Origin of the sequence: Ensifer canadensis (assembly GCF_017488845.2) — a bacterium.
GTDB lineage: Bacteria > Pseudomonadota > Alphaproteobacteria > Rhizobiales > Rhizobiaceae > Ensifer > Ensifer canadensis.
In genome coordinates, this window is sequence record NZ_CP083370.1 from 3,963,979 (window position 1) to 3,985,448 (window position 21,470).

Sequence of the window (21,470 nt, forward strand, 5' to 3'; positions counted from 1 at the left end):
CCCCGGCAAAAACCTACCCGAGGTCGCAGTCGCGGGTGCCGGCCGCCGCTTTCGCAGCGGCGGCCGTTAACCCCCGAGCGATCGGCGTGTGGATATCGGCGGCAGCCATGGCCTCGAGCCCGGCCGCGGTCGTGCCAGCGTAATCGAGGAAGGTTTGCACGATTTCGTCAGGCGTCTGCTTGCTGCCTGCCAGCAAGGTGCTGCCGCCGAGGAAAAGCTGGCGCACGGCGCGCTCGGCGATGCCTCTCTCGATGCCTTTCGTCACGGCATCGGAAATCATCGCATCGGCAAAGACGGCAAGAAAGGCAGGGCCGGAGCCGGTCAAGGCGGTGAAGTAGTCGAGCTCGGTTTCCGTCGCGATCCTTTGCACCTTGCCGGATGCTTCAAAGAGCCGCTCGGCGAAGGCGCAATCCGCCTCGGTGGTGTCAGGGCTTGCAAGCCACGGTGTGAAGGAGAGCCGCTTTTCGGCGGCAGTATTCGGCATCGCCCTGATGATGCGACGAGCCTCGAAGCGGGCGGCAAGGTCGGCAAGCGAAACCATCGCCATCACCGAAATGACGAGCTTGCCCGAGAGATCGAGCGCGATGGCGTCGAGATCCTGTGGGCGTACGGACAGCATCACCACATCCGCGTCAGCGGCGAGCGCGGCGTTATCTTTCGTCTGGCGGACAGCCGGCCAGGGCTCGAAGCCCGGGACGGTGCCGCTGCGCGAGGAGACGGTCAACGCCTCCCCGGCGATGACGCCATCGGCAAGGGCGGGCAGCAACAGGGCCTTGCCCAGCCAGCCGCCGCCGCCGATGACACCGAACTGCGTCAAGCCCACTCGCCCTGCCGCATGACCGGCACGCGACTGCCGTCGGCGCGCACGCCGTCGATATCCACCTGGCCGGAGCCGATCATCCAGTCGATGTGGATCAGGCTCGAATTGCCGCCCTGGGCGCGGATCTGTTCCGGCGTCAGGCTGGTGTCGTCGACGAAGCAGCCCGAGTAGCACTGGCCAAGCGCGATGTGGCACGAGGCATTTTCGTCGAACAGGGTGTTGTAGAACAGGATGCCGCTTGCCGAAATCGGCGAGGAATGCGGCACGAGGGCCACTTCACCGAGCCTGCGCGCGCCCTCGTCGGTGTCGAGCACCTTGTTCAGCACCTCCTCGCCGCGCGAAGCCTTCGCCTCGACGATGCGTCCGCCTTCGAACCGGACCTGAATGTTGTCGATCAGCGTACCCTGATGCGACAGCGGCTTGGTGCTGGAGACGTATCCCTCGACGCGCAGCGCGTGCGGTGTCGTGAAGACCTCTTCGGTCGGGATATTGGGATTGCAGATGATGCCGTTTTTCGCTTCCGACGCGCCGCCACACCACAGATGGCCATCGGCCAGCCCGACGACGAGATCGGTGCCGGGGCCGGTGAAATGCAGCGAGGCGAAGCGTTCGCCGTTCAGCCAGGCGGAGCGTCGCGCCAGGTTGGCATTGTGCGCCTTCCAGGCCGCAACCGGATCGTCGAGATCGACGCGCGACGCGGCGAAAATGGCGTTGGCCAGCTTTTCCACCGCGATCGGCTCGGGATCGTTCGGGAACACCAGCTGCGCCCAGGCAGGGTTCGGATAGGAGACGATGTTCCAGTTGATGTCGAAATTCGTGATTTTTTCGAGCGCCGGCTTGTAGGCGATGGAATTGGCCTTGTTGGCGCGCGCCACTTTGCTCGGGTCCTGGGCCGACAGCATCATCGGGTTGTCGCCGGAGATGGCTAGGCGGGCAGCGCCGCCGCCGAATGCCTTGGCCATGCCTTCGTAAAGCCAGTCGCTTGCCCGGTCGAAGCTTTCGTCAGGCGCGTAGGCGTAGCGCGCAAGTGTCGTTTCCTCGTCGGAATAGAACGTCGTCACCAGACCGGCGCCGGCCTTGTAGGCGTGCTTGGCGATATCGCGCACAAGCGGCATGGCGGCGATCGGCGCCGTCATTACCAGGTCCTGGCCCTTTTGCAGCTGCAGGCCGACCTTGATGGCGACTTCCGCGAGCTTGTCGAGTTTTACCGGGTCGATCGGGGTGGGGGTGTTGGCGGGATAGGTCATGATTTGCCTGTCATTATGAAATCGGACGAACAAGACTTAGTGCGCTTTGCGGCGAAAATGAAGGCTGGCGGTTGCAAACGTCAGATGCTCTTGGCTGCAGCGCGCATTCTGGCGACATTGCTGTCGTGCACCTCTTCATAGGGCGCGAAGTAGAGGATCGAACCGGCGGCGATCTCATCGGCAGCAAAATCCTTGAGAGGCCCGATGGGAGTTCCGTCCGCGGCCGCGCGCACCAAACGTTCGAGATAGCTTCGGTTCGCATCGATCAGCGCCGCGTCATAGCCGCCCGCAGCAATACGATCGCGATCGCCGTGGCTTGGCAGGATGCGGGCGATCGGCCATTCCCGCAGGCGCTTCAATTCGGCGATATGCGTTGCGACCTGCTCGGCTTCGGCGATAAAGGTGGCGCAGTCTTCGACCGTGTCGCCGGCCAGCAGCAGCTTTTCCTCGGGCAGCCAGAGGACATTGCCGTCGGCGCTGTGAATGGCGAAATGATGCAGTTCCACCTTTCGTTGCCCCACCTTGAGATCAAGCCCGTGCTCAAACAGGCGGTTGGGCATGACGAGGGGATGGATCGGCGGCGTTGCGATTTCGATCTTCTCGCGGTTTTCGGCAAGCCGTTCCGCCGTCAGCGACAAAGCGATGATCTCGCAATCGGCAAAGGCGGCGTTTCCGGCTACGTGGTCCTTGTGCCAGTGGCTGAGCACGACCCGGATCGAGGTGACGCCAAGGCCTTCGAGATGGACGCGAATGGCTTCGGCGTGGGGGATGGAGATGTGGGTGTCGTAGACGAGCGCCTCACCGCCATCGACGATTGCGTAGGACGCGACGCCCAACGCATAGGCGCCATCGTCCAGCCAGTTTGGTCCCTCGGAATGGAGCCGGGTCCCGGCAATCCGCCCGTCGTAATAGGCGAAGATGCCGGGATAGGGCTGCAATATCGTCAGGGTCGACGTCATATCAGGCATGGCGCGCTTGCTCCTCCCGTTGTTCGCATCTGTCATAGGATGGCGCGCGCCGAAAAAGAAGGGCCGTGGGGCCGCTCTATTGCGCACGCAGCAGATAGGCGTCGTGCTGCTTCAAGAAGATCATCAGACGCTCGCCATAGTCCGATGCCACGGCAGCCTTGACGCTCGAGCGTTCCGCCAGGGCCTGCCGCCAGGCGGAAACACGGGCAAGGCCGCTGAAGATCTTGTGGTCGACCAACGTGTCGAACAGGTCGAAATAGCGGAAGATCGGCGCAAAGACTGCATCCACCAGGGAGAAATCCGTTCCGGCGAAATAGGGCCCGTCGCCCAGAACGGTTTCGATCGTCGCAAACTTCGCGGCGATCACCTGGCGCTTCTGCTCGAAAGCGTCGGCAGCCCCGGTGGTCTCGAAGCCCCAGAGGTCCGAGAGGATCGACGAGCCGTATTCCATCCAGCCGCGGTGGCGTGCCCGTTCCAGAGGGTCCGTCGGGTGAAGCCGGACGCCAGCCTGTGTCTCCTCGAGGTATTCGCAGATCACCGAACTTTCGAACAGGACGGCCTCGCCGGTCGTCTGCGGGATCTGCAGCAACGGCACCTTGCCGAGCGGCGAGATTTTCAGGAACCAGTCTGGCTTGGCGGCCAGATCGATGCTCGCGCGATCGAAGGCGACACCCTTTTCGGCAAGCGCGATCGCAGCGCGCTGCACATAGGGGCAGAGATGATGGCTGATCAGGGTAAGGGCACTGCTCATGGGTGGTCTCCTGGGTTGATCAATGTAGATGCATCTGCATGTATGTGTGCTTGCCAACACTTTCAAGATCAATGTAATTGCATCTATGAGCGATATTTCGAAGAATGGAGAACTGCGGCCGACGCCGGCTGCCACACAGGCCTGGATCGGCCTCATGCGCGCGCAACGGCGCGTGCTTTCGGCGATCGAGGCGGATTTCAAGAGGGCCGGTCTGCCGCCGCTCGGCTGGTATGATGTGCTCTGGGAACTGGTGCAGGCGGAGGACGGCAAGCTGCGTCCCTTCGAGATCGAGTCCCGCACCTTGCTTGCCCAATACAATCTCTCGCGTTTGATCGACCGGCTTGAACGGGAAGGGCTGGTTCGGCGCGAGGCTTTCGACGCCGACGGGCGCGGGCGCTGGGTGGTCGTGACTGACAAAGGGCGTGCGACACGCGAGCGCATGTGGGAGGTCTATTCCGGTTCGATCGAGGCCCATGTCGGCACAAAACTGGGTACGGACGAAGCGCAGCAACTGGCTAGTCTGCTCGCAAGGCTTCGCTAGAGCATTTCCAGGAAAAGTGCGAAGCGGTTTTCCGTCAGGAAATGTGTCAAAACAGGGAGATAGAGCGTTTCTGCGGCTCTGTCTAAACCGGAAGCGCTCTCGATCTCAGAACACGCCTGGAATGCCCAAGGACATCCTGGAGTGTTCATGTCGGCGTCAGGCGATCAGCGGTGCCGCCACGGCCTTGAGTGCCGTTCGTGCGTCGCCAGGTGCCAGCCGCACCTGAAGCCCGCGCTGGCCGCCATTGATGTAGACCTGTGCTTCGGAAAGCGCCGCTTCTTCGATCGCGGTCGGCACCAGCTTCTTCTGCCCGAACGGGCTGATGCCGCCGACATGATATCCGGTCAGGCGCTCGGCATCAGCAGGCTTCATCATCGCTGCCGACTTGCCGCCGAAGGCCGCGGCCAGTTTCTTCATGCTGACTTCGCGATCGGATGGCACCACGCAGCAGACTGGCTTGCCGTCGACCTCGGCCATCAGCGTCTTCAGCACCCGGCTCGGATCCTCGCCGAGTGCTTCTGCCGCCTGCAGCCCGACGCGCTCGGCGTTCGGGTCGTAGTCGTAGGTGTGGACGGTGAAGACAACGCCGGCCTTGGCAAGCGCCTGAGTTGCGCGGGTGGTCTTGGACATCGTGCCTCTCCCGGCGTCAGGCGTTGGTCTTGTGAAACAGGGCCTCGTAGAGGTCCGGCTTGAAGCTGATCAACAGGTTGCCGTTGGCCTCGATCACCGGACGCTTGATCATCGAGGGCTGTGCCAGCATCAGCGCGATTGCCTTGTCGGTATCGAGGTTCTGCTTTTCGGCATCGGGCAGGTTGCGGAAGGTGGTGCCGGCGCGGTTGAGCACGATTTCCCAGCCTGCCTCCTTGCACCAGCGATCGAGATGGGCTCGGTCGATGCCCTCGACCTTGTAGTCGTGGAAGCGATAGGCGATGCCCTGGCCGTCGAGCCAGGTGCGCGCCTTTTTCATCGTGTCGCAATTCTTGATGCCGTAGATCGTGACCGTCATTCCCATGCCTTTCCTGCCTTGCGGCAAATTCGTGCTGGGAGTGATAGCCTCCCTCTCAGGGAGAGGGAAGACCTTGCCGGTGTCTCAGGTTACGCCGACGTAGCGGCCCGGCTTGTGGTTGATGGCAAGCGTCATGTTGACGACGGCGGCGCCAACTACGGACAGAACCAGGTTGGCCGGCGGCAGCACGAAGAAGGCGGCGGCAAGGATCGTAAGATCGACGGCAAGCTGGAAATAGCCGGCGCGGATGCCGTACTTCTCCTGCAGATAGATCGCCAGAATGTTGATGCCGCCGAGCCCGGTGCGGTGGCGAAAGAGGATCAGCAGGCCGGTGCCCATCAATCCGCCGCCGACAATGGTCGCGTAGATCGGGTCGAGCTTGGCGAATTCCACCCATCCTGCCGTCAACTTCGAAAACAGCGCCACCAACGTGACCGCAAGAAAGGTGCGCAGCGCAAACATCCAGCCGAGCCGTTTGATCGCCAGGACATAGAACGGCAGATTGATGAGCGAGAACACCAGCCAGAATTGCGCGCCGGTCGCGTATTGCAAAAGAAGGGCCAGACCGGAGGTGCTGCCCGTCAGCAGCATCGCCTTGCTGTAGATGATGACGCCGAGCGACATGATCAGCGTGCCCGTCAGGATCGCCAACGCATCCTCAAAGAGGTGGTGGCGCTCGGCGGGCACGTCCTGGGTATTGATCATTGGCTCGGCGTTCATCGTCTTTTCAGTCCTTAGAGGTTCTTGAACTTGCCGATGACGTCATCGACTTCGGCCGTCTTCAGTCCGGCAATGTTGATGCGGCCGGAACCCGGCATGTAGATGCCGTGTTCGTTCCTGAGCCGCATCACATCCGCTTCCGAAAGCGGCAGCAGCGAGAACATGCCTTCCTGGTCGGCGACGGCGCCAAGCGCCTGCCAGCGGTCGCGCAGGCCTTCGGCAAGCGATCGGCGAATGCCTGATATACGCTGGCGCATGGTTTCAAGTTCTTCTCTCCAGTCGCGCGCCAGGTCGGCATCGCACAGGATGGTGCGCACGATGGCGGCGCCGTGATCCGGCGGTATCGAGTAGCTGGTGCGCGCCAGGCCGGCGAGGTTGGAGCGGACCGTGTCGGCCGACGAGGACGAGGCGGTCACGGCAAAGATGGCGCCGGTGCGCTCGCGGTAGAGCCCGAACGATTTCGAGCAGGAGACGGCGATCAGGGTTTCCGGGACGATGCCGATGAGATGGCGAAGGCCCGTTACGTCCTCGTCCAATCCGCGGCCGAAGCCCTGATAGGCAAGGTCGATCAACGGCAGCAGGCCGCGCTCGGCGACGACGGCCGCGATCTCCAGCCATTGCGTATCGGTGATCACGCCGCCCGTCGGGTTGTGGCAGCCGGCATGCAGCAGCACGGCGTCGCCGGCCGAAGCACCTTGGAGCGCGCTCATCATCGTGTCGAAGAGCACGGTCTGGGACGGGACGTCGAAGAATGGATAGCCGGCCGTCTCAAGGCCCGCGGCCTTGAAGATGCTGGCATGGTTCGGCCAGCTCGGCAGGCCGATCCAGATGCGCTTGCCGCCCATCTGGCGGATGAGGTCGGCCGCAAGCCTTAGCGCGCCGGAGCCGCCCGGCGTCTGCACGCCGGCCAAATGGCTTCGGTTGATCGTGTCGCCACCGACCAGCGTCCAGAGGTGATCGACGAAAATGAGGTCGCCCTCGGGGCCGACATAGGCCTTGCTGTCCTGCGTTGCGAGCAGCCGCTTTTCCGCTTCCTTGACCGCGCGGAAGATCGGCGTGTGGCCGGTTTCGTCGCGGTAGACTCCGACGCCGAGATCGACCTTTCCAGGGCGCTCGTCCTTGCGATAGAGCCCGATCAGGGCCAGCAACGGATCGTCGGGTTGGCGGGTCAGAGCGTCGAACATGCCGGAATTCCCCCTTGGCAGTGACAGAGTAGCGATGGGCGATCGAGAAAGGTCGCGCCGAGAACCGTCCTCCGGCTCTCGACAGGCTTCTTCTTTAAATCAGAGACAGCGCAAAATCGATGCCGGATTTGCCACGGAGACAATATTCGCATAGATCGAATTGCGTAAATCGATGCATTTCTTTTGCTGATTTGCGCAAACGCTGAAGAGAGCGGGAAGGGCTGGCTATGACGGAGCGCGGAGCGTCCAAACTCGATGCGATCGACCGGCGGATTATCCGATTGCTTGTCGAGGACGCGTTGCGCAGCAACAACGAGCTTGCGGCGCGGGTCGGGCTTTCGCCGGCACCGCTGTCGCGCCGGTTGGCGCGGCTCTACTCGGAAGGTGTTATCCGGCAAACGGTCGTGGTCGATCCGAAGGCGGCGGGGGTCGGCTTCCAGGCCTTTCTCGAAGTGACGCTGGAGCGGACCGCAAGCAAGGTCGGGCAGCGTTTCATCGAACTGGTGTCGCGCATGCCCGAGGTGGTGGAGTGCCATACGGTTGCCGGTGATTTCGACTTTCTGCTGAAGATCGCCGTACGTGATGTCGCCGACTACAAACGGCTATTGTGGACCGAGTTCGAGCAGATCGGCGAGATCAAGACTCTGCGCTCGACCATCCTTCTCGACAGTCCGAAGATGACCGCGACGATGTCGCGGTGATGTCCGGAACGTTCTCAGGACGTTCCGGACAAAGCCACAGCTTTGGCTTGGCTTCAGGCTTCCAGCGGGCCGGGCTTGCGTGCGGCGCTTGACGCGGTTGCGCAGGCGATTTTCATCAGGTCCGCGCGGCGACGGGCAAGCCTTGTCGATACCCGGGTAACAATCAGCCCGTCCTGCGGTGCGCGGACTTCGATGGCGCCGTCTGGCCGGCCGGGACGGCTAAGGATCGTCACGAGCAGATCGGCGGCCTTCACCCTCTCGCCGATATCGCGGTGGAAGAGGATGGCGCCGGATTCCGGAGCGCGGATCAGCTCGATGTTGTCGAGCGGCGCGACGATGCCGCCGAATGCTGGAAGTGCTGCCCTGTCGCCGGCGACCACGCCGCGCTGGGCGAGGAAGCGCAGCACGCCTTCGGCATCCTTGCGTGCCATGTCAGGATAGACGTCGCGTGTGCCGCGAAGCTCGACCGTGACGGAGAGCCGCCCCGGAAGGCTCGTCTTCATCTGACCGGCTGCCTCATACTTCCAGGCGTAGGCGACGGCCTCTTCGAAGGCGGAGCTTTCGCCATCCGAAAGAAGCACCGCCTCCATGTCGAGAGCTGCGGCAAGGTCGGCCGCCTCCGGCCAGAAGGCGTCGTCGATATAGGCATATTGCAGCGCTTCGTCGTCGCAATGCAGGTCGAGCATCAAGTCGGCGCCGAGCGCCATATGCAGCAATTGCCGCTTCAGCCGATCCGTGGCCGAGTAACGATCAAGATCCTCGAGAAGGCTGTCGCGCTCGCCGAGTGCGATCAGCGGAAAATCGCGGTTGAAATTGGTGCGCGAGCCGAGATCGAACCGGCCCTGCAGTTCGCCGAAATGCGATTGCGCGGTGCCGATGGGGTTTGCCTGCGGCACGACGGTGATGTCGCCGAGAATGGCGGCGTTCTTCTCCGCGTCAGCGAGCTTCTGCAGGAGGAAATGCGCCAGCGCGGTGCCGGGCAGTTCGTTGGCGTGCAGTGCCGCTTGAATATAGGTCTTCGGTGCGTCGGGGCTCCTGCCCTTGAAGCGGAAGACCGGAAGGCGCCATTCGATGCCTGCGGTGTCGCCGGCGATGATGATTTCCGAGATGTCCATGGTCTCCCCCTTTTGTCTCGTGTCGAAGGCTTATCGGCATTCCCGATAGGCTCTGCAAGTGGCTAGAAACGGGGAGCGCGGGCGTTGATGGGGGCGGAGCAAGGCTTTGCTTTTGCCGCGCATCCGTTGTCTTCTGGCTGCGCTCTCACCAGACGGGACCCTGCAGATGATCCTGATCGGCCAATATGATTCTCCCTTCGTCCGCCGCGTCGGCATCGCGCTCACGCTATACGGCATGGAATTCGAGCACCGCCCCTGGTCCTCCTTCGGCGATGCCGACAGGCTTCGTGCCTACAATCCGCTGACGCGCGTCCCGACCCTGGCGCTGGACGACGGTACCGCGTTGATCGATAGCCACATCATTCTCGATTATCTCGACGGCCTTGTTTCCGATGAACGCGCAATGTTTCCAAGGTTCGAACCCGCCCGACATCGGGCGCTTAAGGTTGCGGCGCTTGCAACCGGGCTCGGCGACAAGGCCGTCAGCCTGTTCTACGAGAAGCGTCTGCACGGCGAAGTCTCGGCCCTCTGGGTCGATCGCTGCCGTCACCAGATGGAGGCGGCGCTCGGCGTATTGGAGGCCGGCCGGTCGGAGGGTACCTCGGAGTTCTGGTTCGGGGAGCGCATTGGCCATGCCGATATCGCCGTGGCAGTGGTGCTGCGTTTCCTGTGCGAGGTCCATCCCGAGCTGATCGCGATCTCCAACTATCCGGCGCTACGGGCACACGGGGAAATGCTGGAGGCGTTGGCCGTATTCCAGGCGATCAGCCAGCCTTTCATTCCGCCGACCTGACGCCCAGCCGGAGCTTGAGAGCTATCGCGCTGCGCGCTGGCCATGATGCGAAAAGAGCCGGCGCAAAGTGCTTGCGCCGGCTCTGGTCAATGGCCGCTTCGTAGGCACCCTCGATCATTCCGCGTCGAGAAAGCTGCGGATCGCCTTCACCGTCGCTTCGGGCTGTTCCTCCATCAACCAATGGCCGGAAGCGGGAATGACCACCTCGGTGACATTGTTGGCGGCAAAGCGGGTTACGACGGCCATTGTCGGGCCGAAGGATTTTTCGCCGCCGACGGCCAGGACAGGCATGCCGAGCTTGCCCTGTTTCAGGAAGGCCTGGTTGTCGATCGCGTCCTGATCGAAGGCGGCGAACTGGGCGAAGCCCGCCCGCATCGCGCCCGGCTGGGCATAGAGCTTGGCGTAGTGTTCGCGCGAGGCCTCGTTCCACTTCTTCGGATCGGCGGAGAATTCGTTCCAGAAGCGGTCGAGGTAGATGCGCTCGCGGCCGGCCACCAAGCGCTCCATGTCAGGCCCGCCGAAACGGAAGTGCCACAGCAGCGGGTTCTTCAGGATCTCTTCCCACGGGCCGACGCCGGGAAGCGGCGCGTCCATCAGCACCAGCTTTGTCGTTCGTGTCGGATACTGGGCGGCAAAGGCGTAACCGACCATGTTGCCGATATCGTGTGCCACCACGTCGACCTTGTCGGCCTTCAACGCGTCGAGCACGCCGGCGATATCCTGCGCTTCTGTCTTCTTGTCATAGCCGGTCGCCGGCTTGTCCGAGAGCCCCATGCCCCTGAGATCGGGCACGATGACGCGGTGATCGCGGACAAGCTCGGCAGCAAGCGGCGCCCACATGTCGCCGGTCTCGCCGTAGCCGTGCAGCAGCACGACGGTCGGCCCCCGAACCGCCGACGCGCACATGCAGGGTCGTGCCGTTGGTGGCGATGGTTTCCGTTGTAAACGTCGCCGGATAGGGCTGAACGTCGGCGAGTGCCGGGACGGCGAAGGCTATGGCTGCGCCGGTGATGAGGGAACGAAGCATTGGTCTCTCCTGTTTTTTCGGTGTGCGCCGATTGGCGTTTCGATGGAGAGAAGATGACAGGCGTGATCTGTTCGAACTAGCCGCCAGAAGGCGGATCTACTGTTCGGCAATACCGAACGCGGCATGGCGCATTTGCTCGGTTGCTACGCGATGGGGATGGGGTAGGGCGCGCGACGGCGCGCCCTGGAAAACTTCGATGTCCGTTCGCCTGGTCTTTACATCGGCGGCATCTTGTCAAACTTCGGCAGCGTCGGGTCGAGGTGGTCCCAAGCGTAGCCGCGTGATCCATAGGTGACGACCTGGGGCTTGTAGCGACTCGGATCGTCGAGGCTCGCCGCGCGCACGGTGAAGAATTCGGGCATTGCGGCAAAGGTCATATAGACGGGCGAACCGCAGGTGGGACAAAAGGCCCGGGTCTTCACGTTGCCGCTATCGGCGACCATGTCCCACAGCGTCGCCTTGCCTTCGAGCTTCACGCCGTCTCGCCTGAAGGTCAGGTGCGATCCGTGTCCGGTGCCGCTCTCGCTCTGGCAGTCGCGACACTGACAATCGTTTGAGAAAACCGGTTCTCCAGAGATCTCGTAACGGATCGCGCCGCAGGCGCATCCACCGGTATAGGGCTTGCTCATGTCATTGCTCCTTGGGCTCTGGGGACGGCAACGCGTACGTCATCGAGCGTGCTCGATGGTCGGGCATCGCAATCAGTTGTTTTGCTTGTGTTCGTGATGGCGCTACGGCGCTTGCCGAACCGGGCGCGTCAAGGACGCGGGCACGGCGCCCGCGTCAGGCTTTGGGTGTCGTCTCAGTCCTGCCCTTCGGTCACGGTGCCGATCCGCGTCAGAACCTTCTTCCAACCTTCGCTCATGTTCTTGAAGGCGGTGTCGTTTCTCGGCGTCACGAAGCCGGAATGAACGAGGCGAAGGCGCGTACCGTTGTGGACCCTGGACAGGGTCCATGTAACGACCGTGTCAAGACGCGAGCCATAGCCGGCATTGGCCTCGTGCCCGCCTTTCCAGGCGTAGACGAACCGCTCGTTCGGTTTCACCTCCAGCACCCGGCAGTGGATGACGCCATCCCATTCGCCGGCCGGCGTGGTCTGGAAGGTGAAGCGGTTGCCTTCGACCGGCTCGAAGCCTGTCGCAACCATCATCCAGCGGCTTATCAAGGCGCCGCTCGTCAAGGTTTTCCAGATCGTCTCGGGGGCGTGGGGGAAGACCTCGTCTACCACGATGTCCTGCGTGTGGGGCTGCAACACTACTTCATTCATGGATCGATCTCCTTCAAGAGAGTGCGGAGGTTTGCAAACCGTTCGCGCCAGAAGGCGCCGTAATGGCTCATCCAGTCGACAAGCGGCTCGAGGCCTTCGGGCTCAGCGCGGTAATAGACGTTGCGGCCTTCGGGACGCTCGCTGACGAGGCCCGCCTGCTTCAATGACTTGAGATGCTGCGAAATGGCACCCTGCGTCACGCCGCTGCCGCGCGTCAGTTCGACCACCGTGATCTCGTCGGCATTGGCGATGCGCTCGAACACGGCACGCCGGGTCGGATCGGCAAGGGCGCGCATGACGGCGGTGATGGGTGCGGTTTCAATCATGACAAAACAATTAGTGCATACTGATTAATTAGTCAACACTATTGTTTTTTGTCAGGTAAGGCTACGGCTCTTCCGTTGTTGTGGCGATGGCTTGGACTGCTTATTTCAGTCAGCAGGCCCCGCTCCGCAGAGAACCAATTCCCAAAATTTTCAAACGTCGCGATCCGTTTTCACCCTTCCGGTCGTCCTTGATGTGTTCGAAACAAAAAGGAGACATGCCATGTCCGACGAGTCAGTCATTTTGATCAATCTGCTGAAGGTCAAACCCGGGAAGCAGGATGCGCTGATCGCGCTCCTGAAGCTGAACACCGACACGGTTGTCCGCACGCTTGAAGGCTGGAAGACGACCCGGTTGATCGCGGCAAATGACGGCACCGGCGTCGTCATCTACTCCGAGTGGGAGACCCCTGCAGCGGTCGAGGCGATGCGCAGCGACCCGCGCATGAAAGCCTACTTCCCTGAGATCCTTGAGCTGGCGAGCCTCGATTCGATCATCGGCTCGGCGGTGTTTGGCGAAACCCGGTGAGGCTTGGCACACACCGAAACAACGGAGGAATCGCAATGGCCCGCATGGTCGTGATTTACCCAACACCTGATAATGTCGAGGCGTTCGACCAGCATTATTTCGAGATCCACGTGCCTCTCGCCAAGAAGATCCCTGGGCTCAGGAAATACGAGGTCAGCGACGGCCCGATCGCAAGGCCAGTCGGAACGTCCAAAATTCATCGCATTGGAACGCTGCATTTCGACGACCTTGCGGCGATCAACAAGGCGTTTGCAAGCCCGGAAGGTCAGGCCGCTGCGGCGGATCGACGACTTTTTGCGCCTGACGACTCTGGTGTTGAAATGTTCCTTTTCGACGACAGGGAAGTTTGAACCGACGCTGGCAGTTGGCCGCTTGCACAGGCCGCAAATATCGTAAGGTCAGAGTAAAGGGGACTGAGGGAATGGCAGTGACCAAAGCAGTTTTTGTCCTGATCCATGGCGGTTGGCACGACCGCTCGACATGGGACAAGGTGACGCCGATACTTGAAGCCAATGGCTTTTCGGCCTGACGCTCGACCTTCCCGGCGCGGGGGTCAATGCCATAGCCCCACCGTCGCTCGGCCTTCGTCCGTTCGACCCCATTGCTTTTGCCACGGAGCCGTCACCCAGCGCCGGCATTACGCAGCTGGAGCGGACGGAAGCGGTTGTCGAGCTGGTAAAAGAGGCCGCGGCCCTCGGCGGCGGCAAGGTCATCCTGGTCGGGCACTCGGCCGGCGGGATGACGATTTCGGCGGTCGCCGAAAGGGTTCCGGACCAGCTTCTCGCAGTCGTTTATATCGCCGGGTTCATGGTGCCGAACGGCATGCCGTTGCTGGCGATGCTGCAACACGAAACCATGTCTTCGGCCCTGTCGCCCGGGTTGTTCGTGGGCGACCCCGTCGGCATCGGTGCGACAAGGATCAATCCGCGATCGACAGACGTCGCCTATCGATCGCTTCTCAAGGCTTCGTTTTATGGCGACGTGCCGGAGGTGGAATTCGCGCAGGCGGCGCTGCATCTTCACTACGACGAATCGAATGCCGGCGCCGTGGCTCCATCGGCCATTACGCCGGAAGGATTTGGCACCGTGCCGCGCCACTACATCCGCACCACACAGGACCGCGCGGTTCCGTTGGCCGGTCAGGATCACATGATTGCGACCGTAGACGTTGCCATCGGCGGCAAGACGACGACCCACACTTTGGAGACCAGCCACTCGCCATTCCTGTCACAACCGGCCAAGCTGTCGAAGATACTGATCGAAATCAGCGCCCAGTCCCAGGCGGAGCGGGCAAGCGCCGGAGGTCTTGGTGCATGAATACCGACCATTTCGAGGACCGTCTGAATGCGCTCAGACCACGCCTTCATCGCTACTGCGCGCGCATGACGGGATCGGCGGTCAATGGCGAGGATGTCTTGCAGGATACGCTCGTCAAGGCGCTCAACGCACGAGCCCAAGGAGTCGAGGTCGATAGTCTCGAGGGCTGGCTGTTTCGCATCGCCCACAACACGAGCCTCGATTTCCTGCGCGAGCGGTCGCGCAACACGGTCGTCTCGCTCACCGAAGACGTCGAGGCGGCGCCCATCCCTGAGGCGGAAATCGTCGCGTTCAGCTTCCAGACGTTTCTGCGGCTGCCTGAACTTCAGCGCTGCGCGGTGATCCTCAAGGATGTCCTGGGTCATTCGATCGACGAGATCGCCGGGATCGCGGGCTGCTCGCCCGCCGCCGCCAAATCGGCGCTACAGCGCGGGCGCGTTGCACTCCGGGAACTTGCGCAGGCACCCGACGATATCAGGCTGCCGCTGATGTCAGAGCCGGACCGGCGGAAGATGACCGCCTATGTCCGTCTCTTTCAGAGCGGTGATTTCGACGCAATTCGCGCCATGCTCGCCGATGACGTGAAGCTCGATCTGGTAAACCGGCTGCAACTCGAAGGACGCGACAGGATCGGCCACTATTTTACCCGCTATGGCGAAGTGACGAAGTGGCGGTTCGCCTTCGGCGCGGTTGAAGGACAGCCGGCCATGCTGGTGTTCGACAGCACCGGCTCGACGGAACGGCCTGCACATTTCGTCCTGATCGGCTGGTCGGAAAGCCGGATCATCCAGATCCGGGACTTCCTGTTCGCGCCGTATGTGCTCGAAGCCATCGATTGGGTGCGGTTGGACTAATCGACCGGACAGCGCCATCATGGCGCTCGGCGCACGTGAGGAATAGACGGCTGGCAGCAGCGCGGGCGAGAAAATCGCCGCCCAAAGCTACGCTATTGCCGCCGATTGCCCGTTATTCCCACTCGATCGTGCCGGGCGGCTTCGACGTGACGTCGTAGACCACGCGGTTGATGCCACGGACCTCGTTGATGATGCGCGTTGCCGCACGGCCGAGGAATTCCATGTCGTAGTGGTAGAAGTCGGCGGTCATGCCGTCGACCGAGGTGACGGCCCGCAGCGCACAGACGAACTCGTAAGTGCGGCCGTCGCCCATGACGCCGACGGTCTGGACCGGCAGCAGCACGGCAAACGCCTGCCAGATGGCGTCGTAGAGGCCGGCCTTGCGGATTTCGTCGAGATAGATCGCGTCGGCTTCGCGCAGGATCTCGAGCTTCTCGCGGCTGATGCCACCAGGGCAACGGATGGCAAGGCCCGGTCCGGGGAACGGGTGGCGGCCGATGAAGCTGTCGGGCAGGCCGAGTTCGCGGCCGAGCACCCGGACTTCGTCCTTGAACAGCTCGCGCAGCGGCTCGACCAGCTGCATGTTCATGCGTTCCGGCAGGCCGCCGACATTGTGGTGCGACTTGATCGTCACCGACGGGCCGCCGGTGAAGGAAACGCTTTCGATGACGTCGGGATAAAGCGTGCCCTGGGCAAGGAAATCCGCGCCGCCGAGCTTCTTTGCCTCTTCCTCGAACACCTCGATGAACAGGCGGCCGATGATCTTGCGCTTGGTTTCCGGATCGCTTTGGCCTTCCAGTTCGCCGATGAAGCGGTCGGAAGCGTCGACGTGCAGCAGGTGCAGATTATAGTGCTCTTCAAACATGGCGACGACGTTCTTCGCCTCGTCCTTGCGCATCAGGCCATGGTCGACGAGGATGCAGGTCAGCTGGTCGCCGACTGCCTCGTGGATCAGGAGCGCTGCGACCGAGCTGTCGACGCCGCCGGAAAGCGCGCAGATCACCTTCTTGTCGCCGACCTGTTTGCGGATCGCGTCCACGGCCTTGGCGCGGTAGGCCGACATCGACCAGTCGCCCTTGATGCCGGCGATCTTGTGCACGAAGTTGGCGATCAGCTTGGCGCCGTCGGGCGTGTGCACCACTTCCGGGTGGAACTGCACGGCGTAGTACTTGCGCTTCTCGTCGGCAATGAAGGCAAAGGGGGCGTTGGCGGATGTCGCCACGACCTCGAAGCCTTCGGGGATCGCCGTGACGCGGTCGCCATGCGACATCCAGACCTGGTGGCGCGAGCCGAGCGACCAGACGCCGTCGAACAGCGCGCAGTCCTTCTCGACTTCGAGGAAGGCGCGGCCGAATTCGCGGTGATGGCCGCTCTCGACCTTGCCGCCCAGCTGGGCGCACATGGTTTGCTGGCCGTAACAGATGCCGAAGACCGGCAGGCCGGAATCGAAGATCATCGAAGGCGCGCGCGGCGAGCCGATGTCGAGGGTGGAAGCCGGGCTGCCGGAGAGGATGACGGCCTTCGGCTTTAGCCGCTGAAAACCTTCGTCCGCCGACTGGAACGGCACGATTTCGCAATAAACACCGGATTCGCGCACGCGCCGGGCGATGAGCTGCGTCACCTGGCTGCCGAAATCGACGATGAGAACGGTGTCGGGATGGGCTGTCTGGGTCATGTCGGGCCTTCAAACAAGCTTGATCATGGCGAGCCTTTAATCAAAGCCCGTCCTCTGCGCAACGATTAGATTGCACCCCGACAATTCCGGGCTTTCAGAGCCGGATTTCGCCCGTGCCGATCGCTGTCTCAAGCCTGTCGATGACGCCGGCGAGCTTCTCGTCGATGACATCTAGATATTCCGTCCAGTCGTTGACGTGCTTGAGTTCCGCCTTACCGTCGGAAATGCCGCGAAGCGCGATGAGCGGCACGCCGAAAGACTGGCAGGCGCGTAGCACCGCATAGGTCTCCATTTCCACCATGTCGGCGTCGATGCCGTCATAGGCGGTGCCGGAGACGATGTTGGCGCCGGTCGAAAGCCGGGCCTCCTTGATCCCAGGAATGCGCAGCGGCAGCGAAACGACGGCGGGAAGGTCGAGAAACGGCGTCGCGCCTTTCTCGAAACCGAGCACCGAGGCGTCCATGTCGCGGTAGCCGACCGATGTCGCCTGATAGACTTCGGTCTGTTCAAGCTTGGCCGCACCCGCCGAACCGAGCGAGACGACGAGATCAGGCAGAGTGTCTTTGGAGGCAAGGCCTGCCAGCGTCTTCGTCAGCGTGACTGCGGCCTCGACCGGTCCGACGCCGGTCATCAGCGGCGCGATCCGTGCCTTGAGATGAGGACCGTACTCGGCATCGACAGCCATGACATAGAGAACCTTGCGGCCGGCGACGTCCTTCATTTCGACCTTCATCCTTCGATACCCTCGCGTCCGCGGATGACCATCATCGTGCCGGTCATCGAGGCGATCAGCTTGGCCGGCCCGTCCGAGCGGATGGCGTAGCCGCGCCCGTCGGAGACGATGATCGTCGTGCCGGGCTTGGTGACCTCGCCGCGAAACAGGAAGCGCTCGCCGCGCCCCGGCGACAGCAGGTTGACCTTGAATTCGATCGTCAGGATAGAGGCGTCGGGGTCGATGACGGAATAGGCGGCATAGGTGCCGGCCGAATCGAGCGCGGCGGAGATCACGCCCGCATGCAGGAAGCCGTGCTGCTGCGTCAGCTTTTCGTCAAAGGGCAGCTCGATCTCGACGGTACCCTGCTCGACCAGCGTCAGTTCTGCGCCGATCGTTTCCATGGCCGCCTGCCGTGCGAAGCTTTCCCTTATGCGCCTGCGGAAATCTGGGGGATCGCTGTCGTCCATCAGTCTGTACGGCCCTGGCTGTCGCGGCAGGCCCGATTGCCTCCCATATCGATCGACGGACAGTGGCACGGCCGCACCAGTGCGACAAGCTCAATTCATGAGGAAAATCGAGCCGTTGAGTACGGTCGCGAATGCCACCCAGGCGAGATAGGGCAGGAAGAGCAAGGCCGAAGCGCGGTCTCTTTGCCAGCTTGCGACGATGACACCGGCGACTGCGATCAGCAGCGCGATGATGACAATCAGTGCCGACGCGATGTCCTGCAGGCCGAAGAACAGCGGCGACCACAGGAAGTTGAAGATCATCTGCGCGAGCCACAATCGCATCGCGGCGGTACGGCGATGGTCAAGAAACAGCCGGGCGCCGACGATGCCGATCATCACGTAGAGCACCGACCAGACCGGGGCGAAGATCCAGTTGGGTGGATTGAAGACCGGCTTTGCCAGTGACTGGTACCATTCGCCGGGGATGTTGTTGTAGCCGATGAGAAGCCCGAGACCGAGAACGGCAGCGATGAAGACTGTGTAGACGAGGGGTCTGTTCATGGCGTCGACAGATAGAGTGCCCTGATGCGCTTTCCAGCGGGGGCTGCTGTTTCGAAGCGACCATGCGCCACCTATATCTCTGCCATGAAAAGCTTCCGACGCATCGACATCCGGCCGGCCGGTCCTGATGACATCATGATGATCGCTTCCGTCATCGTCGAAACCTGGCGATCGACGTTTCGCGGGCTGATTTCCGATGCCTTCCTCGATGCCATGAGCATCGAGGAACAGGCGTTGCGCCATGCCCGGCGCATGCGCGTTGTCGACGTTTTCCACCTGGTCGCGGTCGACATGAGCACGAACCGGGTGATCGGCTTTGCCAATTATGGAAAGGCCCGCTCGATGCCGCCGCGCTTCGACCGCGAACTCTATGCGCTTTATATCCTCAAGGAGTTTCAAGGGGCCGGCATCGGCTCGGCGCTCGTGCGCAGCGTCGCGGCCCACTGCCGGGAGCTGGGCGGCGCGTCGCTGTTTGCCTGGGTGCTTTCCAGCAATCCGAACCGAGCGTTTTACGAACGCCTGGGGGCGGTCGCCGTCGGCCAGGGCCAGGTCAGCCTCGGCGGTGAGAACCACGATCAGACCGCCTATCGATGGGACAATTTGGCAAAGCTGGCCGGCGAGGGTCGCTTCTCCGCGTGACGTGGGCCGTCAGTCCCGGCCGAGCCGGACGATATGCTGGTCCCAGGCGACACGGCTTTGACGGTCCTTGAAGCGGCCGTCATAGGACGACACGGCAAAACCATGCTCGGCCGCCGCGACACCGGCGGCGTCGGTCACGCGCTCTTGCCTCAACACCGCACCCGTGCGGGCATCGAGCGTCACGGCAACGCCACCCTTGGGCGAGGTGAGGCCGATCAATCCCTCCTGGCGGTTGACGGCTATGGCGCCGACATAATTGGCCAAGGCCTCGGTCGTGCTTTCGGGCAGCGACACGAAGGCGAGATCTTCGCCATGGGAAAAATGGCCGACGAGCGGCGGCAGGTCGTCGCGCGCACCTTCGTATTGGCAGGCAAACCAGATTTCGCCCTTCGGGCCGATATCGACGTGGCGGGTGGAGAGACGGTTGAGTTCGCCCGGCAGTATGTGTTTTTGGATCAGCGCGCCGGTCTCGGTGTCGACCAGTGTCAGGCTCGGTTCCATATGGTCGAGATTGAGCTTGGTGCGGCCGAAATCCGGATGAGTCTCGATGCCGCCATTGGCGATGGCCAGCATCCGTCCATCGGCGGAAAGCGTCATGTCATGCGGGCCGATGCCATAGGTCGGGAACTCGCCGATGCGGGCAAAATGTCGGCTGCCGTCGTAGATGCCGATCATGCCGCGATTGGCGGCAAAGTCGTTTTCGGTGGCGTAGAGCAGGCGGCCATCGGCAGAAAAGCAGCCATGGCCATAGAAGTGCCGGCCCTCGGCGGCCGCGATGACCACCGGCTCGGCGCTGCCGTCGGTCGCAAGGATCATCGCATAGGTGCCGGGGCGGCGGGAAAACGCCACCGTCCGTTTGCTGGCGGCTGAATGGGCCATGCCGTGGGCGCGTGCCGGAAGCGCCGTGCGCTCGACGATCTCGCCGGCCTCGGTCAGTGTGGCAACGCCATAGCTTCCGTCCGGCGCCATGAAAGCGGAGGCAAAGACCGCGTCGGCGCGCTCGAGCGCAAAGGCGCCGCGAGCGCCGAGCGTCGCCACCCAGGCGGCGCCGGCCATCTTGATGAAATTGCGACGGTCGATCAGACCCGTGGTGGCGCGCATGGCCATTCCTCGCCTGCCATCTTATCGGACCGGCACCGGAATTCCGCCGCCGATCCTTGTCGCTACGATGTAGCAGATGACTCTGTCAGAGCCAGCCCCGCCGCTTGAAGTAGAGGAACGGCACGATCGCCGAAAGCACCATCAGCGCCAGGGCATAGGGATATCCGAACTGCCACTGCAGCTCGGGCATGACCTCGAAGTTCATGCCGTAGATCGAGGCGACCAGTGTCGGCGGCAGGAACACGACGGCAGCGACCGAGAATATCTTGATGATCTGGTTCTGCTCCAGATTGATCAGGCCGAGCGTCGCGTCGAGCAAGAAGTTGATCTTGTTCGACAGGAACAGCGCGTGGTCGCCGAGCGATGTCGCATCGCGCTGGATCAACTTGATCCGCTGCCGGCTTTCCTTGGCCGCCTTGCGCGGACCGATGCCTTCGAGCGCCACGTGATAGGCGACCAGCCGACCGATGCTGACCAGGCTTTCGCGAATGATCGTCAGAAGGTCACCCTTCTGGCCGATCTGCTCGATCAGCGACTGCAAGTCGCGTGTCTTCTTGGTGGCGCTGGCATTGGTCTTGCGGAACACTTCACGCGAAATACCGTCGACCTCGCTGCCGGCCCGCTCGAGTGCGTCGGCGGTGCGGTCGATCATCGCTTCGAGAAGCCCCAGCATCGCCAGTTCGCCAGTTTCGCAGCCTTGGCCGTTGGCCTTCTGCAGCCGGTTGGCATAGGTCTGGAACGGCTTCGGGTCGGCGTGACGTACGGTCACGAGCGTCACGCCCTTGACGATGAAGGTCACGGGAACCTTGACCGGGTAGTCGCTGTCGAGCTTGGCAACGGCCGTCATGGTCATGAACTGCGCGCCGTCTTCCTGGTAGAGCCGGTCGGACAGCTCGATTTCCTGCATCTCGTCCCGGGTCGGGATTTCGATGCCGAGTTGGCCTTCGACCAGCCGGGTCTCCTCCACGGACGGATTGAGCAGGTCGAACCAGATGACCGGCGTCGGAGAGGCAAGGCCGTCGAGCATGTCGACGAGCACGAGATGGCTGTTCTGGCTTTTGTAGATGCGCAGCATTTTGGGCTCCATAGGGCGAGTCATCCGACCGCCACGAAGCCCTGATCAATCAGGACCGAGCGGTCGTGAGCATGAAGGCTCGACTTCGACTG

26 protein-coding genes and 1 pseudogene are annotated in these 21,470 nt (G+C 62.5%); 8 read left to right on the plus strand and 19 right to left on the minus strand.

Features of this window, described 5'->3' with window-relative positions; translation table 11 throughout:
• Positions 1–13: 13 nt before the first annotated feature.
• The 4 genes from J3R84_RS19175 to J3R84_RS19190 all read right to left on the minus strand — a co-directional run bounded on the left by J3R84_RS19175 (position 14) and on the right by J3R84_RS19190 (position 3,786).
• The gene (locus J3R84_RS19175; RefSeq protein ID WP_158268914.1) at positions 14–817 is read right to left on the minus strand and encodes a pyrroline-5-carboxylate reductase family protein; all 804 of its coding nucleotides are present in this window, start codon (positions 815–817) and stop codon (positions 14–16) included.
• Entirely contained in the window at positions 814–2,067 is a 1,254-nt protein-coding gene (locus J3R84_RS19180) for an aminopeptidase (protein WP_025425575.1), read from the minus strand. The genes J3R84_RS19175 and J3R84_RS19180 overlap by 4 nt, the downstream gene beginning before the upstream one ends.
• Before the next feature lie 80 nt (positions 2,068–2,147).
• The gene (locus J3R84_RS19185; RefSeq protein WP_082523422.1) at positions 2,148–3,035 is read right to left on the minus strand and encodes an MBL fold metallo-hydrolase; all 888 of its coding nucleotides are present in this window, start codon (positions 3,033–3,035) and stop codon (positions 2,148–2,150) included.
• 76 nt (positions 3,036–3,111) lie between these two features.
• Entirely contained in the window at positions 3,112–3,786 is a 675-nt protein-coding gene (locus J3R84_RS19190) for a glutathione S-transferase family protein (RefSeq protein ID WP_038575818.1), read from the minus strand.
• A gap of 85 nt (positions 3,787–3,871) precedes the next feature.
• On the opposite strand from J3R84_RS19190, the gene J3R84_RS19195 reads away from it, so the two are divergent.
• Positions 3,872–4,327 carry a MarR family winged helix-turn-helix transcriptional regulator gene (locus J3R84_RS19195; RefSeq protein WP_025425577.1) on the plus strand — a complete coding sequence of 152 codons (456 nt, stop codon included), beginning with the start codon at positions 3,872–3,874 and terminating at the stop codon, positions 4,325–4,327.
• Between the two features lie 156 nt (positions 4,328–4,483).
• Here J3R84_RS19195 and ybaK read toward each other — a convergent pair whose 3' ends face one another.
• The 4 genes from ybaK to tatA all read right to left on the minus strand — a co-directional run bounded on the left by ybaK (position 4,484) and on the right by tatA (position 7,237).
• Positions 4,484–4,957, minus strand: a complete 474-nt coding sequence (ybaK, locus tag J3R84_RS19200; protein ID WP_025425578.1) for a Cys-tRNA(Pro) deacylase — start codon at positions 4,955–4,957, stop codon at positions 4,484–4,486.
• A gap of 16 nt (positions 4,958–4,973) precedes the next feature.
• Positions 4,974–5,333: an ArsC family reductase gene (locus J3R84_RS19205; RefSeq protein WP_025425579.1), complete on the minus strand. Its 360-nt coding sequence runs from the start codon at positions 5,331–5,333 to the stop codon at positions 4,974–4,976.
• Between the two features lie 84 nt (positions 5,334–5,417).
• Complete coding sequence (locus tag J3R84_RS19210) at positions 5,418–6,053, minus strand: YitT family protein (protein WP_025425580.1); 636 nt, start codon at positions 6,051–6,053, stop codon at positions 5,418–5,420.
• A gap of 14 nt (positions 6,054–6,067) precedes the next feature.
• A complete protein-coding gene (gene tatA, locus J3R84_RS19215) occupies positions 6,068–7,237 on the minus strand; it encodes a tyrosine aminotransferase (RefSeq protein WP_203527330.1) in 1,170 nt (389 codons plus the stop codon).
• Positions 7,238–7,464: 227 nt separating this feature from the next.
• On the opposite strand from tatA, the gene J3R84_RS19220 reads away from it, so the two are divergent.
• On the plus strand, positions 7,465–7,938 hold the full coding sequence (locus J3R84_RS19220) for an Lrp/AsnC family transcriptional regulator (protein WP_025425582.1): 474 nt from the start codon (positions 7,465–7,467) through the stop codon (positions 7,936–7,938).
• Positions 7,939–7,991: 53 nt separating this feature from the next.
• On the opposite strand, the gene J3R84_RS19225 is transcribed toward J3R84_RS19220, so the two are convergent.
• Positions 7,992–9,053, minus strand: coding sequence for a M14 family zinc carboxypeptidase (locus J3R84_RS19225; RefSeq protein WP_025425583.1), 1,062 nt, complete (start codon positions 9,051–9,053; stop codon positions 7,992–7,994).
• Between the two features lie 166 nt (positions 9,054–9,219).
• Here J3R84_RS19225 and J3R84_RS19230 point away from each other — a divergent pair, with 166 nt between their 5' ends.
• Positions 9,220–9,846 (plus strand): glutathione S-transferase family protein, encoded by a 627-nt coding sequence (locus J3R84_RS19230; RefSeq protein ID WP_025425584.1) that lies wholly within the window; start codon positions 9,220–9,222, stop codon positions 9,844–9,846.
• A 114-nt stretch (positions 9,847–9,960) separates the two neighbouring features.
• Here the strand turns inward: J3R84_RS19230 and J3R84_RS19235 are convergent.
• The 4 genes and pseudogenes from J3R84_RS19235 to J3R84_RS19250 all read right to left on the minus strand — a co-directional run bounded on the left by J3R84_RS19235 (position 9,961) and on the right by J3R84_RS19250 (position 12,466).
• Positions 9,961–10,873 (minus strand): annotated as a pseudogene (locus tag J3R84_RS19235) (alpha/beta fold hydrolase).
• Positions 10,874–11,088: 215 nt separating this feature from the next.
• Positions 11,089–11,502, minus strand: a complete 414-nt coding sequence (locus J3R84_RS19240) for a GFA family protein (protein ID WP_025425585.1) — start codon at positions 11,500–11,502, stop codon at positions 11,089–11,091.
• Positions 11,503–11,675: 173 nt separating this feature from the next.
• Entirely contained in the window at positions 11,676–12,140 is a 465-nt protein-coding gene (locus tag J3R84_RS19245) for an SRPBCC family protein (protein ID WP_025425586.1), read from the minus strand.
• Positions 12,137–12,466, minus strand: a complete 330-nt coding sequence (locus J3R84_RS19250; RefSeq protein ID WP_025425587.1) for an ArsR/SmtB family transcription factor — start codon at positions 12,464–12,466, stop codon at positions 12,137–12,139. Before J3R84_RS19250 ends, J3R84_RS19245 begins: the two co-directional genes overlap by 4 nt.
• Positions 12,467–12,686: 220 nt before the next feature.
• On the opposite strand from J3R84_RS19250, the gene J3R84_RS19255 reads away from it, so the two are divergent.
• From J3R84_RS19255 to J3R84_RS19270, 4 genes are all read left to right on the plus strand, one after another.
• Entirely contained in the window at positions 12,687–12,992 is a 306-nt protein-coding gene (locus tag J3R84_RS19255) for a putative quinol monooxygenase (RefSeq protein WP_025425588.1), read from the plus strand.
• Between the two features lie 35 nt (positions 12,993–13,027).
• The gene (locus J3R84_RS19260; RefSeq protein ID WP_025425589.1) at positions 13,028–13,342 is read left to right on the plus strand and encodes an EthD family reductase; all 315 of its coding nucleotides are present in this window, start codon (positions 13,028–13,030) and stop codon (positions 13,340–13,342) included.
• Between the two features lie 211 nt (positions 13,343–13,553).
• Positions 13,554–14,309: an alpha/beta fold hydrolase gene (locus J3R84_RS19265; protein ID WP_239637583.1), complete on the plus strand. Its 756-nt coding sequence runs from the start codon at positions 13,554–13,556 to the stop codon at positions 14,307–14,309.
• Positions 14,306–15,163 carry a sigma-70 family RNA polymerase sigma factor gene (locus tag J3R84_RS19270; RefSeq protein WP_025425591.1) on the plus strand — a complete coding sequence of 286 codons (858 nt, stop codon included), beginning with the start codon at positions 14,306–14,308 and terminating at the stop codon, positions 15,161–15,163. Before J3R84_RS19265 ends, J3R84_RS19270 begins: the two co-directional genes overlap by 4 nt.
• Positions 15,164–15,275: 112 nt before the next feature.
• Here J3R84_RS19270 and guaA read toward each other — a convergent pair whose 3' ends face one another.
• The 4 genes from guaA to J3R84_RS19290 all read right to left on the minus strand — a co-directional run bounded on the left by guaA (position 15,276) and on the right by J3R84_RS19290 (position 18,563).
• Positions 15,276–16,838, minus strand: a complete 1,563-nt coding sequence (guaA, locus tag J3R84_RS19275) for a glutamine-hydrolyzing GMP synthase (protein WP_025425592.1) — start codon at positions 16,836–16,838, stop codon at positions 15,276–15,278.
• Positions 16,839–16,932: 94 nt separating this feature from the next.
• Positions 16,933–17,571 carry a 5'-methylthioadenosine/S-adenosylhomocysteine nucleosidase gene (locus J3R84_RS19280; protein ID WP_025425593.1) on the minus strand — a complete coding sequence of 213 codons (639 nt, stop codon included), beginning with the start codon at positions 17,569–17,571 and terminating at the stop codon, positions 16,933–16,935.
• Entirely contained in the window at positions 17,568–18,020 is a 453-nt protein-coding gene (locus J3R84_RS19285) for a PaaI family thioesterase (RefSeq protein WP_025425594.1), read from the minus strand. Before J3R84_RS19285 ends, J3R84_RS19280 begins: the two co-directional genes overlap by 4 nt.
• A 90-nt stretch (positions 18,021–18,110) precedes the next feature.
• Entirely contained in the window at positions 18,111–18,563 is a 453-nt protein-coding gene (locus J3R84_RS19290; RefSeq protein ID WP_025425595.1) for a TspO/MBR family protein, read from the minus strand.
• A gap of 84 nt (positions 18,564–18,647) precedes the next feature.
• Between J3R84_RS19290 and J3R84_RS19295 the strand changes: the two genes are divergently transcribed.
• Positions 18,648–19,202: a GNAT family N-acetyltransferase gene (locus J3R84_RS19295; RefSeq protein ID WP_025425596.1), complete on the plus strand. Its 555-nt coding sequence runs from the start codon at positions 18,648–18,650 to the stop codon at positions 19,200–19,202.
• 9 nt (positions 19,203–19,211) lie between these two features.
• Here J3R84_RS19295 and J3R84_RS19300 read toward each other — a convergent pair whose 3' ends face one another.
• Both J3R84_RS19300 and J3R84_RS19305 read right to left on the minus strand, forming a co-directional pair.
• Positions 19,212–20,303, minus strand: coding sequence for a DUF1513 domain-containing protein (locus J3R84_RS19300; RefSeq protein ID WP_025425597.1), 1,092 nt, complete (start codon positions 20,301–20,303; stop codon positions 19,212–19,214).
• Positions 20,304–20,388: 85 nt separating this feature from the next.
• Entirely contained in the window at positions 20,389–21,378 is a 990-nt protein-coding gene (locus J3R84_RS19305) for a magnesium transporter CorA family protein (RefSeq protein WP_025425598.1), read from the minus strand.
• Positions 21,379–21,470: the final 92 nt, after the last annotated feature.